Origin of the sequence: Pseudomonas izuensis (genome assembly GCF_009861505.1) — a bacterium.
Lineage (GTDB): Bacteria > Pseudomonadota > Gammaproteobacteria > Pseudomonadales > Pseudomonadaceae > Aquipseudomonas > Aquipseudomonas izuensis.
Genome location: NZ_WTFT01000047.1, coordinates 1 through 14,585 on the forward strand (window position 1 = coordinate 1; position 14,585 = coordinate 14,585).

Below are 14,585 nucleotides of genomic sequence, written 5' to 3' on the forward strand. Positions count from 1 at the left end.
GCCCGCCCCCCCCCATTGCCCGGCGAATTTACACCAGAAGCAGACTTTCATAAACGACCGCTATGGGTTGATAACGGCCCTTCCCCACCTGCAGTTATCGGCCAAAAGCAGACGCTCTGTCTATCTCCAGTTTTTGCTCTTGGAAGTCGGTTTTTTGGGGGCGATCAACATGGGCGCGTTTCCAAAGGCCGCAACGGTATTTAGCCAGCTTATGAGCATCTGACTGTGCCAGAATCTCCGCTTGCCCCCAACTGCCAAGGAAAGGTATGAGTTTTTTCGACCGTTTGTTCGCGTTCCGACAGAGCGAAGTTCGGACACCCCTTGAGGACTTTCTCACCGAGCTCTTTGCCGAGTGGCTACGCGAAGTGACGCTTGCTGGTCGAGTAGCAGAGGTGCTGAACGACCTCTTCAAACTGCCACCGGCCCAACTCGGCGAATTGAGTAATCTCAATTCAATTGTCTGGGAAACTCAGCACGTCATCGGCCCAGGCGACCACGGGGCCGAGGGTAAACGCCCGGACCTGATTGGACGATGCTCTAATTTTTTTCTAATCATCGAGAGCAAAATCGCAGCGGGATTTACCCAATACCAAGATGAGCTGGGGCGAGTCGATCAACTGTCCATGTACCAGAAATACCGGAGAAGTCGGAAAGAGACGTTTGGCGGCCTTGTTCTGATTACACACTCCACTTTGCCTCCATCAGACTGGACCCATCAGACTCTGTACTGGCGTGCTGTTGAAAAGTACTTACGCGCTTTTACGGACCATAGCTCGTCCACCAGCGCATTGAATTACCTCACTAAACAATTGACAAAATTCCTTGGAGACAACGGTATGAACGGAACCCGTATCGATCTGGCGGATATTACCGCCTACCCCGCTTATCAAAGACTCACGCAAGGGCTGACAGGGCTGGGTAGAGTTGCGGATAACTGCCTTAGAATCGAGTTTCAGGGGAGGAGTCTGGAGCAACTTCGAACTCCTCGTGGGGGGAGTGGTGGAGACTTCATCTGGCCAACTTTTTGTGGCTTGACACTCACCAATGACGGATCCAAATGTCATGACGCTCAACTCATTTTGTGGAGTGGCACCCTTGCAGGAAAAGTTTACGAGTACATTGCACCTTTCACCGATGGAATCCCGGATCTCTCCGTCGGTATTGGCTTGTGGTTCAATCAGGAAATCCGGCAAGAGGCCCGTAGCTACCTGATAGCGTTGTGCGACAAGCTCAACAGTCAGGCGAAAGGGAAGTGGGCACTGGACATCCACTCTCGCGATGGTAGGGGGCCGATGATCTTGCTGTCGACCCGTCGATCCCTCATCGATTTGCATGTTCAAGCTGCCGGCGGCGACTTGGACGATATCGCCAGTGAGTTCTTCTCAACTCACAGCAATTTACTTCTAGTTGAGCTTTCAGCCCCACTCCTAGAAACCGGGAAGCGCGCTGATCAGTTCCTGTTTGAAATGGTTACTGCGGAATGAATCGCCTCTGGTTTTGTAGACGCTGAGTGACTGCCCCCCTGGCCGTTTTCCGCCTCTCGAGTAAGATTGCTATCGACCTGCCCCGGACGTTGGCAACCAGTAGAGAGAGCATTGACCAACGACTTCTTCACCAACCTGCTGGACACGGGCGTGGAATGGAAACCCGTTTCACAGGCCAATGAAGAATTCGAAGGTCGCGACCGCAAGACCGGCCAGCCAAAATGGACCGCCACCCGCGTGGACCTGGCGCAGTTCTATGCCAGCTCTGATAACAAAGAGAAATTCGTGAAGGACTTTGTGGCGGCGTGGGACCAAGGTGATGAACCTGGATCGTTTTGATCTGAAGTGAAATAGCAGGCAAGACCAATGGCTCGGACCTGACGCCCCCCGTAGGAGCTGCCGAAGGCTGCGATCTTTTGATCTTGATCTTCTTGGGACGCCCGAAAATCAAAAGATCGCAGCCTCGTTTCACTCGACAGCTCCTACAAGGGATCTATTCGATCCAGCACCCGACTCGCCGACAGCAAGCCCACGAAAACACAAACACCGCCCTTTCCTCCGCCCCCCCCGTTTGGAGAGGGTGAGGAACGACCAAGCGCGGGGCAGTATCCATGCGGGGTGTGCACACGGTTGCACGCAAGAGCGACGACCACAAGTCGCGTACTCGCGCAGGGATCATTCCATGAATCAACTCGAACAAAGCTTGCCGCTCGCCGGGGTTCGTCCTGGCGTCGATCTGGCGAGTCTCTATCGCAAGATCATCTGGCGCTTGATGCCCTTTCTACTGGTCGCGTTCATCATCAACGCCATCGACCGCATCAATATTTCCTTCGCCAAACTGCGCATGGCCGAAGATATCCTGTTGACCGATGCGGCTTATGGTATCGGCGTCGGGATCTTTTATTTCGGCTATATCCTCTTTGAAGTACCCAGCAATCTGTACATGCAGCGCGTCGGTGCCCGGGCCACGCTCACCCGCATCATGGTGCTGTGGGGTGCGGTCACCGTAGCGACTGCGTTCGTCACGACGGCCAACCAGCTCATCGCTGCACGCTTCCTGCTCGGCATGGCGGAGGCCGGTTTCTTTCCCGGTGTGATCCTGTACCTGACTTACTGGTTTCCTGCTGCTTTGCGTGGCCGCATTACGGCGGCGTTCATGATGTCGGGCGTCGTCGCCGGCATTATTTGCGGCCCCCTGGCCGGTGCGATCATGACCCATCTCCACGGCTGGTTGGGGCTGCACGACTGGCAGATGCTCTTCGTTCTCACGGGTATCCCGGCCATCGTGCTTGGCCTGTTCGGCTGGTTCTGGCTGACAGACACACCGGGGCAAGCCAAGTGGCTCAGTCCGGAACAAAAACAGACGCTGGCCACCGCGCTGGCAACCGAGCCTGGCAAGACCCAGGGCGGTTTTAGCCAGGTGCTGCGTAACCCCAGGCTGTATATCGCCGGGCTGGTGTACTTCTGCATCTACAGCGGCTCGAACACCGTGTCCTACTGGATGCCGACGTTGATTCGCGACTTTGGCCTGACTGACCTGAAAACCATCGGCATGGTCACCAGCCTGCCCTACCTGAGCGCAATGGCAGGCATGTACTTGCTCGGCCGCAGCTCCGATCGCCACCTGGAACGACGCTGGCACCTCGGCCTGACGATGTTGGTCAGCGCCGGCAGTTTCGCCCTGCTCGGCTTTGCCCATGGCAACGCCATGCTGTCGATAGCGCTTCTGACGCTGGGCGCGGCGGCGGCCTTGTCCGCTGTGCCACTGTTCTGGACGATTCCACCGGCCTTCCTCAACGCAGCCGGCGCCGCTGGCGGGATCGCCATCATCAGCAGCCTTGGCAACCTGGCCGGTGTCACCAGTCAGGCCATGGTCGGTGCAATCAAGACCTCGACCGGCGACCTTTACCTGGCGTTTGACGTGATCGCCACCTTACTCGTGCTGGGTGCCATGGCCTTACTGATCGGAATTCCCGCACACAGCCTCAATGAGCGTCGCCATCAGAAACCGACCAAGGAACAAGCATGAACGAGACTTCAATGAATGGCGCCGAGAGCCTGGTGCAGACCCTGCTCGACGGCGGCGTGGACACCTGTTTCGCCAACCCCGGCACCAGTGAGATGCACTTTGTCGCGGCCCTGGATCGCATTCCCGGGATGCACTGCGTGCTCTGCCTGTTCGAAGGCGTGGTGACCGGTGCGGCCGATGGCTATGCCCGCATCAAAGGCAAGCCGGCCGCCACCCTGTTGCATTGCGGGCCCGGGCTGGCCAACGGCCTGGCCAACCTGCACAACGCCAAGCGCGCCAACACGCCGGTGGTCAATATCATCGGCGACCAGGCCACCTACCACCGCCCGTTCGACGCCCCGCTGACCGCCGACACCGAAGGCTGGGCGCGGCCAGTTTCGGTGTGGACGCGTACCGCCACCACCGCCGCTTCGGTCGGCACGGCGGCCGCCACCGCGATACAGGCCGCCAGTGCCGCACCGGGCGGAGTGGCCAGCCTGATCCTGCCGTCGGACGTCTGCTGGGATGCGGGCGGCCAGGTGGCCAAGCCGCTGGCGCCGATCCCGACGCCCAAGGTCGCGCCGGACATGGTGGCGCAGATGGCGCGTGTATTGCGCAGCGGGCAACCGACCTTGCTGCTGCTCGCCGGACGCGCGCTGGAACAGGATGCCCTGGGCAGTGCCCACCGCATCGCCGCCGCCACCGATGCACGCCTGCTATCGACCACCATGAACCCGCGGGAGGCCCGTGGCCGTGGCCGTCTTGCCGTCGAACGCCTGCCCTACTTCGGCGACATGGCCCGCGCCAAACTGGCGGGCATCGCCAACGTGATTCTGGTCGGTACGTCGGTACCGGCGACGTTCTTCGCCTACCCTGGCAAGTCGCCGCGCCCTTATCCGGACGATGCGGTCGTCCATGTGCTGGCCCGCCCCGAAGAAGACCTGGCCGACGCGCTGGCGCGCCTGGCGGACGAACTGAACGCGCCGCCACTGACATCGACCGCCGCCCGGCCGGCCAACCCTGAACCCGGCAGCGGCGTCATCAGCTCCCAGGCCGTGGCGCAAAGCCTTAATGCGCTGTTGCCGGAAAACGCTATCGTCGTTGATGAAAGCGTCAGTTTCGGCCACGCCTTCTATCCCGGCACCCTCAACGCCGCGCCGCACGATTGGCTGCAGGTCACCGGCGGCGCCATTGGCGACGGCCTGCCAATGGCCCTCGGTGCCGCCATTGCCGCCCCGGACCGGCGGGTCGTCGCGCTGCAAGCCGATGGCTCGGGCATGTACACCGTGCAGGCGCTGTGGTCGATGGCCCGGGAAAAGCTCGACGTCACCATCGTCGTCCTGGCCAACCGCAAGTACGCCATTCTCCAGCACGAATTGGCGAGCGTAGGCGCCACCACCGGCAAGACCGCGCTGGACATGCTCGATATTGGCAATCCGGACCTGGATTGGGTGCAGCTCGCCAACGGCATGGGCGTGGCGGCCGCACGAGCCGACACCATGGAGCAGTTCAACGAATTTTTTGCCCAGGCTAATCGCACACCCGGCCCCTTCCTGATTGAGTTGGTGATTGCGTGATGATCCGTTCCGGGACGCCCGTCATTACCTCTGTCGAAGACTTGCGCGTGCTCGCCAAGCGGCGCGTGCCGCGCATGTTCTACGACTATGCCGATTCCGGTTCCTGGACCGAATCGACCTATCGCGCCAACAGCGATGATTTCGAACGCATCAAGTTTCGCCAGCGCGTCGCGGTCAACCTGGAAAATCGAACCCTTGAATCCATGATGGCCGGCCAGAAAGTCGCCATGCCGGTCGCCCTGGCACCCACCGGGCTCACCGGCATGCAGCACGCCGACGGCGAGATTCTCGCGGCCAGGGCAGCCGAGAAGTTCGGCGTGCCTTTCACGCTGTCGACCATGAGCATCTGCTCGATCGAAGACATCGCCGCCCACACCCGCCAACCCTTCTGGTTCCAGCTCTATGTGATGCGCGACCGCGGTTTCATCCGTCAGCTCATCGAGCGTGCCAGGTTTGCGCGCTGTTCGGCGCTGGTGCTGACCCTCGACCTGCAAGTACCGGGGCAACGCCACAAGGACATCCGCAACGGCCTCTCGGCCCCTCCCCGGCTCACCTTGCCCAACCTCCTGAACATGATGACCAAGCCCCGCTGGTGCCACGGCATGCTCGGCACGTCGCGGCGCAACCTCGGCAACATTCTTGGCCATGCCAGCGGCGTCAGCGACACGGCCAGCCTGGCGCACTGGGCCGCCCGACAGTTCGACCCGACCCTGTGCTGGGCCGACATCGAATGGATCAAGCAACAATGGGGCGGCACGTTGATCATCAAGGGCATCCTCGATGCAGAAGATGCACGCCTGGCCGTGCAACACGGAGCCGACGCGGTGATCGTGTCCAACCATGGTGGTCGTCAGCTCGATGGCGCGCCCTCCTCGATCGCGGCCTTGCCCGCCATCGTCGAAGCGGTCGGTGAGCAGGTCGAAGTGCACATGGACGGCGGCATCCGCTCCGGGCAGGACGTGATCAAGGCTCTGGCGCTGGGCGCCAAGGGGGTCTACCTCGGCCGCGCCTTCCTGTACGGTCTGGGGGCAATGGGCGAGGCAGGCGTCAGCCAGTGCCTGGAGATCATCCGCAAGGAACTGGACCTGACCATGGCATTCTGCGGCGTTACGGATGTGCAAAAGGTCGACAGCGGTATCCTGTTGCCCGGCACCTTCGGTTAACCCATCCAGGAAGACTCGAAATGCGCGCCGGCCTTGTGTCAGGCGCGCTCGGTCAATCGTGCTTCCAATTCCACGATGCGTGCCTGCAGGCGTTCACGTTCGACGCATTCGGCGCTGATGTCTTCGAAGACGCTGATCAGGTGGTCGGGCAAGCCGCTCTGAGGCTGGCGTTGCAGCGAGGTGCGCGCCCGAACCCAAAGGTAGCTGCCATCGCGACGGCGCAGGCGCTTTTCAACCACGTAGCGCTCGATGTGGCCGGCCAGAAGCTGGTCCAGCAATTGGAGATTGTTCGGCAGGTCGTCAGGATGGGTGAGTGCCTGGAAGGTCATGCCGTACAACTCATCGGCACTGTAACCCAGCAATTCGCAGAGGCTGCCGTTGACCCGTTGCCAGCCGCCATCCAGGCCGATGTAGGCCAGGGCGCCCCAGGTCAGCTCGAAGATGGCCCGGAAGCGCTCTTCACTGTTGCGCAGTTCTTCCTCGATGATCATGCGCGGGGTGTTGTCCATGCTGATGCCGACGATCTTCACCGTTCGCCCGACCGCGTCCCTGACCGCTGTTGCCCGCGAGGAAATCCAGCGCATCTCGCCATCGGGCTGGAAGATCCGGAAGTCGAATTCACAGCCGCTGCCCTCGTTGATGGCGCGTTGGTACATGGCCTGCATCGCGGCGACATCTTCCGGCGGCAGGTGGCGCCAGAATTCCTCGTTGGAATGGACCGGCCAGCCATACACCGCTTCGACGTTGGGTGAATACGTCAGCTCGTCGCTGATCAGGTTCCACTCCCAGGTGACGATGCGTGCGCCTTCCTGGGCCAGCTTCATGCGTTCTTCGCTTTCCATGATCTGTGTGGTGTAACGGCGGCGCAGGTCAGTCATCGGCAATTCGACAGTTGCGGCGCCCTGCACATCGCGCAGGGCTTCTTCGCCGTAACGCAACCAGATCCAGTTGACCTTGAGGAAATCCGCCAGCTTGCGCAGGTTGTCGTAATCGATCTCACCCCCACGGGTCCACTTGTGTACCGACGTGCGCGAGATACCCAGCGCTGTGCCCACGACTTGCAGCGTCAGCTTGTTGAGTTCGAGCAATTCCTTCAGGCGGAAGGCGAAGCTGTTTTCCGTCATGTTCGGTCCTGTGCGGGGTGCCGGGGACAGCAGTATACACAGGAGTCAACCGTTCCCTGTAGGAGCGAGCCTGCTCGCGATGGTCGCTAACGATGACGCGGGATGCCTGATTCCCCGCGGCGATCTCAGGCTTTTCGCGAGCGGGCTCGCTCCTACAGGGATCCCTGGCGGCCAGATCAAACCCCGTAGGAGCGAGCTTGCTCGCGATGGTCGTCAACGATGACACGGGCTGCCTGATTCCCCGCGGTGATCTCGGGTTTTTCGCGAGCGGGCTCGCTCCTACAAGGATCTCTGGCGGCCAGAGCAAACCCTGTAGGAGCGAGCCTGCTCGCGATGGTGGTCAACGATGACGTGGATTGCCTGATTCCCCGCGGCGATCTCAGGTTTTTCGCGAGCAGGCTCGCTCCTACAGTAAGGCGCGTTCAGCCAGTAAGCCCGCGCCCACGACACTCAGAGATCGATCACCAGACGCTCGCCCCGTGCCCGGGAGACGCAGAGCATCAGGGTCTGCTGGGAGGCCTTTTCTTCGTCGGACAGGTACTGGTCGAAATGCTCCACCTCGCCTTCGAGGATGGCGGTCTCGCAGGTTCCGCAGACGCCTTCGCGGCACAGGCAGTCAACCTGGGCAGCCTTGACGTTTTCGATGGCCTGAATGATGGTCATGCCCTCTTCCACCCGCAGTTCGCGACCGGAACGGCCCAGCACCAGGGTGAAGGCGCCACCGCTGACCGGTGCGGCAGCGAACTGTTCGAAGTGCACGCGTGCGTCGGCAATGCCGGCTTTTTTCGCGCCTTCGATGACCGCGTCGATCAGCGGTTTCGGGCCGCAGACGTAGACGTGGGCGTCATCGGCCAGGCCGGCAAACAGCGCGGCGAGGTCCAGGCGACGCTCAAGGCTGTCAATGTAGAAGCTGACGTTTTGCCCATGCGGACCATCGGCCAGCTCGCCTTGAAACGCACCATGTTCCGGGCTGCGGAACGCGTAGTGCAATTCATAAGGTACGGTTTGGCCTTGCAGTTCATGGAGCTGGGACAGGAACGGCGTAATCCCGATGCCACCGGCGATCAGCACGTGGCGACCGGCCGTTGGATCGAGCGCAAACAGATTGTTCGGGGTGGAAATGGTCAGCACGCTGCCGACTTCCACTTGCTGGTGCATGAAGGCAGAGCCGCCCTTGGACTGCTCTTCCAGGCGCACGCCGACCTGATAGTGACTCAGGTCTCGCGGATCACTCATCAGCGAGTAGGCATTGCTGAATACCTGCCCCTGGGCGCCCTTCATCTGCACGATCACATGGCTGCCGCCGGTGAACGCCGGCATCGGCTGGCCATCCTCGCGTGCGAGGGTAAAACGCTTGATCTGTGGTGTTGCCTGCTCCACGGCGGACACCCGCACGCTGAACATTTCGTATGTGTTGGCCATGATTCACCTCAACTGCAACACGGGGCGGCAGCGGCCGCGCCGCCCCGGTAAAACCTCGCCGGGCTCAGACCGCCAGGCAGAGGTATTTGATTTCCAGATAGTCCTCGATGCCGTATTTGGAGCCTTCGCGCCCCAGGCCGGACTGCTTGATGCCACCGAACGGTGCGACCTCGTTGGAGATCAGCCCGGTGTTGACGCCCACCATGCCGTACTCCAGACGCTCGGCGACCTTGAACACGCGCGCGATGTCGCGGCTGTAGAAATACGCCGCCAGCCCGTAGAGGGTGTCGTTGGCCAGTTCGATCACTTCGTCATCGGACGAGAAGCGCACCAGCGCGGCGACCGGTCCGAAGATTTCGTCCTGCAGCAGGTCCATGCCTGGACGGATGCCGCCGAGCACGGTCGGCTCGAAGAAGTTGCCGCCCAGCGCATGGGGCTTGCCGCCCAGCAGCAGTTCGGCGCCTTTGGCGGTGGCGTCATCGATCAGGCCCTGCACCTTGGCCACGGCCTTGTCGGTAATCAGCGGGCCGATTTGCGTGCCCTGTGCCGAGCCATGGCCGACGTCGAGCTCGCGTACACGCTCGACAAAGCGAGCGGTGAAACGCTGGTAAACGGCGTCATGCACATAGAAGCGATTGACACAGACGCAGGTTTGCCCGGCGTTGCGGTACTTGGCGACCAGCGCGCCTTCCACCGCTGCTTCGATGTCGGCGTCCTCGAAAACAATGAACGGCGCGTTGCCGCCCAATTCCAGGGACACCTTCTTGATGGTCTCGGCACATTGGCCCATCAGCAGGCGGCCGACCGGTGTAGACCCGGTGAAGCTGAGCTTGCGCACCAGTGGATGGCCGGTGAGTTGGGCGCCAATGGCCGGCGCATCGCCGGTGACCACGTTGATCACGCCTGCCGGCACGCCGGCGCGCTCGGCCAGTTCGACCAGCGCCAGGGCGGAAAATGGCGTCTCGTTGGCCGGTTTGATCACCAGTGTGCAACCGGCGGCCAGGGCCGGCGCGGCTTTGCGGGTGATCATCGCGGCGGGGAAGTTCCACGGGGTAATGGCCGCACAAACGCCGATACCCTGCTTGATCACCAGCAGGCGCTTGTCCGCCGCCGGGCTCGGAATCACATCACCGTAGATGCGCTTGCCTTCCTCGGCGAACCACTCGATGAACGACGCCGCGTAACGAATTTCACCCAAGGCTTCGTGCAGCGGCTTGCCCTGCTCGAACGTCATCAGTTGCGCCAGGTCTTGTTCGTGTTCGAGCAACAACTCGAACCAGCGGCGCAGGATCTGCGCGCGTTCCTTGGCGGTTTTGGCCCGCCAGCCTTCCAGCGCGGCGTCGGCGGCTTCGATGGCGCGCACCGCTTCGGCACCGCCCATCAACGGCACATGGCCCAGGTGTTCGCCATTGGCCGGGTCGTGAACGTCCACGCTGCGGTCGTTGTCGGCGTCGCACCAGCGGCCGTTTATGTAGGCCTGCTGGCGGAACAGGTTGCAATCATTGAGTTTCACGCAAGGTACTCCGCGAACGGCCGCAGGCCCCTGGGGCCTGCGGCGCGTGCTTTATCAGTCGAGGTGGGACACGGCGATCAGGTTGTGGAAGTGCGCGATGCCGTGCTCGCTGATACCGCTGCGCTCCTTGTCCACCATGATCCGGCCCTGGCCGCGATAGCCGCGGGACTTGAGGCCCTTCTGCACGCTCTCTACCAGGCGCAGGTCTTCCGGACGGAATACTTCGCGGTACCAGTCGATCAACTTCTGCTGTTCCTCGGTGATGTCCTTGTTGAGGAAGTAGATGTCGTAGTGCTGCAGGGTGGTCTCGGCGTCGACCGGGAACTCGTAGATCACGGTCATGAAGTTGGCGCCCGGCGGCACGTTGAACATGGTGCACGGCCAGGCCCAGAAGCCGGCGAAGGACGGATCGGTGACCGATTCGTCGACCTGGAACGATTGCTCGGACGACTTGGCGATGCCGTACTGCAAAGACCAATTGCCGTGCATGGTGTGCACGTACTGACCGACGTCCACCGAGTCGGCAAAGCTTGGGTGCGCCGGACCGCAGTGGTAGCACTCCATGTAGTTGTCGACGATGGACTTCCAGTTGGCCGGGGTGTCGCTGACAAAACGTGCCGCCAGTTGCAGGTCATCGATGACACCGCAGGCGCTGCGCATACGGGCTTCAAGGCCCGGCAACTGGTCTTCGACGCTACCGGCGTCAGGGTCCATGTTGACGAAGATGAAGCCGGCGTATTCCTCGACGCGCAGTTGCACCAGGCTGAAGTCGCCTTTGTCGAAGGCTTCGACCTGGTCGCAGTTGCGCACGTGGGTCAGTTCGCCGTCCAGCTTGAAGGTCCAGGCGTGGTACGGGCAGGCAATCACGTTCTTGGCCTTGCCGCTGCCTTCGAGCAATTGGTGGCCACGGTGCGGGCACACGTTGTAGAACGCGCGCAGTACGCTGTCGCGGCCACGGATCACGATGATGCTTTCACCGATCACTTCGCGGGTGATGTAGGCATTGTTTTCCGCGACTTCGCTGCGGTGCCCCAGGCAGATCCAGCTCTTGGCGAAGATCTTTTCCTTCTCGTGTTCGAAGACTGACGCACTGGTGTAGAAGTTGGCAGGAATGGTGAAAGCGCGCGCAGGATCGCTGCAGAAATCAGCGGGCAAACGTTCGAAATCAGTCATGGGTGTCTCCAGGCTCTCAATGACCTGCGCTGAACGCAGGACTTTAGTTATCAGTTAACTGCAACCCGATGGTTAACAAGACAGGCAAAAAAAAGCCTGTCGGTCGCGCTGTCTTCGGGCAGACGGCGCGACCCCAGGATCATCAGGCCACGGCCACCGGCTCAGCGCCGTGGATTGCCGCAGGCTTGGCCACCGGTTGTTGCGCAGCCATGGCGGCGGCTTCCTCTTCGATGCGGTGCGCCGGCACGTGGCCGTAGTCCTGCAGCATCCACTTGAAGAAGCCGTAGACCTTGACCAGCAGGATCAGGGTGAACGGGATGGCGGTCAGCACGACAGCGGTCTTCATGGTCGAGAGCGATGCCTTGGCGAACAGCATGGCCAGTGGCACCAGGGTCAGCGTGATGCACCAGAACAGGCGATGGGTTGGCGATGGGTCATCGCCTTCCTTCAGGTTGCGGGTACTGGTCGCCGCCACGGCGTAGGCCGCAGCGTCCATGTGCGAGGCGCAGAACACCGCCATGATGAACAGGTAAACGGCGAGAAACACCTTGCCCACTGGCAGCGACATGATCAGTGCTTGCACCGCGCTTTCACCGCCTTGCTCGGTGAGGATTTTCGGCACGTCGATGGCGCCGGTGATGAACTGGTGCATGCTGAAGCTTTCCAGCGCGCCGAAGAAGAACCAGCAGCCGACGCTACCGCCCATCAACAGGGCGAACACCACTTCCTTGATCTGCCGGCCGCGGGAAACCCGGGTCACGAACATGGCCACGCCTGGCGCGTAGGACACCCACCAGAGCCAGTAGAACACGGTCCAGTTGCGGGTGAATTCACCATCGCCGGCCGGGTCGGTGAACAGGCTCATGTGCACGTAGTTCTGGATCATCAGGCCAATGCCATTGGCGGTGTTGTTGATGGCGAACTGGGTTGGACCGACCAGCAGCACCACAGCCGCGAACAGCAGCGCGCCGTAGCAGACGATCTTGCTGAGCTTCTGCAGGCCACCGTCGATGCCGATGTAGGAGCTGAGGGAGAACAGCACGGCGATCAGGCCGATCACGGTCACTTGCAGGGTGAAGGTGTCCGGAATCCCGATCAGGCCGGACAGGCCACGGGTCAGGGTCGACGCGGTCAGCGCCAGGGACACGGTCAACGCACCCATCATGGTCAGCAGGAAGATCAGGTCGACGATGCGCCCGACCGGACCTGTGGCCTTGAAGCCAGTGACCGCTTCGATGATGGAGGCCAGGTTGAGGCCGCTCTTTTTGCGCACATGGAAGTGATACGCCATCGCCAGCGACGCCAGGGCGTAGATCGACCACGCGCTGATGCCCCAGTGGAAGAACGAGTAACTGACGCTGTATTCCAGCGCTTCACGGGATTGCGCGGCGATGTTCAGGCCCGGCGTCTGATAGTAGTAGGCCCACTCCATCACACCCCAGTAGAGGGTGGAGGAACCCATGCCGGCGCAGATGAACATGAACACCCACGTGGCGGTGGAGTATTCCGGCTTGCCGCTGCCGAGGCGGATGTTGCCGTATTTGCTGAAGGCGATGTAGAGCACGGCCAGCGAGCTGCCGAAGATCAGCATTTGCACGGCGGTGCCGAAAGTACGGGTGGAAAATTCGAACAACTGGTTCGCTGCTTTCTCCGCTTCGGAGGGGAATGCCGCGAGTCCGACTACCGTGAGCAGTACCGCAATCAAGCTCATGGTGATCAGGAACACATCGACCTTTTTATTCTTGTGGGACATCAGGCGTCTCCTGGGACGTTTTTTTTATTTAAATCTCGCATCCGACGCAGGCAGGCGACTCGGAAGGAAAGTGCAGCGTTAAGACAGGTTGACGACTTCCCTTTCGTTAACCATTGGTTAACAGCTACCCAACGGTTAACAGTTTGCAGATATTCAGCACGCAGCGCAAGAGCAGCGTGTCGGCTGAGCGCTTGCGCCAACAGTGGAGCAAGCGCTGCAGCGATCAGCCTTCGATGATTTCGGCGATGGCCTGGCCGACGGCCTGGGTGGACAACGAGCCACCCATGTCGCGGGTCACGGTGCCGCTGGCGATCACTTGCTCGATGGCCTTGAGGATCTCGTCGTGGGCGGCGCGATAGCGATCGTCGCCCTGGCCGAGGAACTCCAGCATCAGTGCGCCCGACCAGATCATGGCAATCGGGTTGGCGATGTTCTGGCCGAAGATGTCCGGCGCCGAGCCATGCACCGGCTCGAACAGCGACGGGAACTTGCGTTCCGGGTTGAGGTTGGCCGACGGCGCGATGCCGATGGTGCCGGCGCAGGCCGGGCCGAGGTCGGAGAGGATGTCACCGAACAGGTTGGACGCCACCACCACATCAAAGCGCTCCGGCTGCAACACGAAGCGCGCGCACAGGATATCGATGTGCTGCTTGTCCCAGGTGATGTCCGGATAATTGGCGGCCATGGCGGCGGTGCGCTCGTCCCAGTAAGGCATGCTCACGGCCATGCCGTTGGACTTGGTGGCCGAGGTCAGGCGCTTGCGTTCACGAGTCTGCGCCAGGTCGAAGGCGTACTTGAGGATGCGGTCGACGCCACGACGGGTGAACACCGATTCCTGCAGTACGAACTCGTTCTCGGTGCCCTCGAACATGCGCCCGCCGAGCGAGGAGTACTCACCTTCGGTGTTCTCGCGGATCACCACGAAGTCGATGTCGCCCGGTTGCTTGCCGGCCAGCGGGCACGGTACGCCGGGGAACAGGCGCACCGGGCGAATGTTCACGTACTGGTCAAAATCGCGGCGGAATTTCAGCAGCGAGCCCCACAGCGAAATGTGGTCGGGCACCTTGTCTGGCCAACCCACGGCACCGAAGTACAGGGCATCGAAGCCCTTGAGCTGGTCGAACCAGTCATCGGGCATCATCTTGCCGTGTTCGAGGTAGTAGTCGCAGCTGGCCCATTCGAAGTGTTCGAACTCCAGTGCCAGGCCGAATTTGCGGGCCGCCGCCTGGACTACGCGCAGCCCTTCCGGCAGTACTTCCAGGCCAATACCGTCACCGGCAATCGCGGCGATTCTGAATGTCTTGTTCATGCTGGCACCCTTGTTGGATCAGAGGTTGGATGTGATGCCGGGCATGCTATAAGTTGACG

The 14,585-nt window shown here is 61.4% G+C and carries 11 protein-coding genes and 2 pseudogenes; 7 read left to right on the forward strand and 6 right to left on the reverse strand.

The annotated features are described in order from the left end of the window. The 6 genes and pseudogenes from GPL81_RS31260 to GPL81_RS28155 form a co-directional block, all read left to right on the forward strand. Window positions 1-223, forward strand: a 223-nt coding sequence (locus GPL81_RS31260) for a hypothetical protein (protein WP_218585666.1), incomplete at its 5' end; no start/stop codon positions are given. 43 nt (window positions 224-266) lie between these two features. Next, the gene (locus GPL81_RS28135) at window positions 267-1,484 is read left to right on the forward strand and encodes a hypothetical protein (RefSeq protein WP_160109370.1); all 1,218 of its coding nucleotides are present in this window, start codon (window positions 267-269) and stop codon (window positions 1,482-1,484) included. A 108-nt stretch (window positions 1,485-1,592) separates the two neighbouring features. Next, a pseudogene (locus GPL81_RS28140) lies at window positions 1,593-1,833 on the forward strand (catalase/peroxidase HPI); the annotation flags it as partial. Window positions 1,834-2,166: 333 nt separating this feature from the next. After that, window positions 2,167-3,513 carry an MFS transporter gene (locus GPL81_RS28145; RefSeq protein ID WP_160109371.1) on the forward strand — a complete coding sequence of 449 codons (1,347 nt, stop codon included), beginning with the start codon at window positions 2,167-2,169 and terminating at the stop codon, window positions 3,511-3,513. Next, window positions 3,510-5,069, forward strand: a complete 1,560-nt coding sequence (locus GPL81_RS28150; protein WP_218585667.1) for an acetolactate synthase large subunit — start codon at window positions 3,510-3,512, stop codon at window positions 5,067-5,069. Before GPL81_RS28145 ends, GPL81_RS28150 begins: the two co-directional genes overlap by 4 nt. Next, complete coding sequence (locus tag GPL81_RS28155; RefSeq protein ID WP_160109372.1) at window positions 5,069-6,232, forward strand: alpha-hydroxy acid oxidase; 1,164 nt, start codon at window positions 5,069-5,071, stop codon at window positions 6,230-6,232. Before GPL81_RS28150 ends, GPL81_RS28155 begins: the two co-directional genes overlap by 1 nt. A 38-nt stretch (window positions 6,233-6,270) precedes the next feature. Here GPL81_RS28155 and GPL81_RS28160 read toward each other — a convergent pair whose 3' ends face one another. Further along, window positions 6,271-7,356, reverse strand: coding sequence for a helix-turn-helix domain-containing protein (locus tag GPL81_RS28160; RefSeq protein ID WP_160109373.1), 1,086 nt, complete (start codon window positions 7,354-7,356; stop codon window positions 6,271-6,273). Between the two features lie 333 nt (window positions 7,357-7,689). Between GPL81_RS28160 and GPL81_RS31615 the strand changes: the two are divergent. Further along, a pseudogene (locus GPL81_RS31615) lies at window positions 7,690-7,770 on the forward strand (outer membrane lipoprotein carrier protein LolA); the annotation flags it as partial. Window positions 7,771-7,806: 36 nt separating this feature from the next. Here GPL81_RS31615 and GPL81_RS28165 read toward each other — a convergent pair. From GPL81_RS28165 to GPL81_RS28185, 5 genes are all read right to left on the reverse strand, one after another. Further along, window positions 7,807-8,778, reverse strand: a complete 972-nt coding sequence (locus GPL81_RS28165; protein WP_160109374.1) for a PDR/VanB family oxidoreductase — start codon at window positions 8,776-8,778, stop codon at window positions 7,807-7,809. 64 nt (window positions 8,779-8,842) lie between these two features. Beyond that, window positions 8,843-10,291 carry an NAD-dependent succinate-semialdehyde dehydrogenase gene (locus GPL81_RS28170; protein WP_160109375.1) on the reverse strand — a complete coding sequence of 483 codons (1,449 nt, stop codon included), beginning with the start codon at window positions 10,289-10,291 and terminating at the stop codon, window positions 8,843-8,845. Window positions 10,292-10,345: 54 nt separating this feature from the next. Then, complete coding sequence (locus tag GPL81_RS28175) at window positions 10,346-11,464, reverse strand: aromatic ring-hydroxylating oxygenase subunit alpha (protein ID WP_096512242.1); 1,119 nt, start codon at window positions 11,462-11,464, stop codon at window positions 10,346-10,348. Between the two features lie 142 nt (window positions 11,465-11,606). Further along, window positions 11,607-13,217 (reverse strand): BCCT family transporter, encoded by a 1,611-nt coding sequence (locus tag GPL81_RS28180; RefSeq protein WP_160109376.1) that lies wholly within the window; start codon window positions 13,215-13,217, stop codon window positions 11,607-11,609. Between the two features lie 223 nt (window positions 13,218-13,440). Then, window positions 13,441-14,526, reverse strand: coding sequence for a tartrate dehydrogenase (locus GPL81_RS28185; RefSeq protein ID WP_160109377.1), 1,086 nt, complete (start codon window positions 14,524-14,526; stop codon window positions 13,441-13,443). Between the last annotated feature and the right edge of the window lie 59 nt (window positions 14,527-14,585).